Source organism: Lysinibacillus sp. RU7 (assembly GCF_057837305.1).
In genome coordinates, this window is record NZ_JBYQFK010000263.1 from 1 (window position 1) to 244 (window position 244).

Genomic DNA, 244 nt, shown 5'->3' on the forward strand with positions numbered 1-244 from the left:
GGTCGATGCGATTGGCGCGAATGATCCAGCTGCGCGCCTCGCGCCAGCGGGCCGCGTCCTTTCTATGCTCGCTATAGGCGCGACGAAGGTGGAGCAGCCCCTTGTAGAGCAGCGCCTGTTGCGATTTGGGATCGGCCACCAGCGCCCGGTCCGCCGCCGCTTCGGCCACGACGTCCTGCCCGACATCATAGGCCATCTCGGCAAACCAGCCCTGCACGACCGCCTCGTTCGGATAGGATGCCGC

At 66.8% G+C, this 244-nt stretch carries 1 protein-coding gene; it reads right to left on the reverse strand.

Annotated elements, in window-relative coordinates:
• The coding region (locus AC3II9_RS22345) for a hypothetical protein (protein WP_489158954.1) at positions 1-244 on the reverse strand (244 nt) is incomplete at both ends.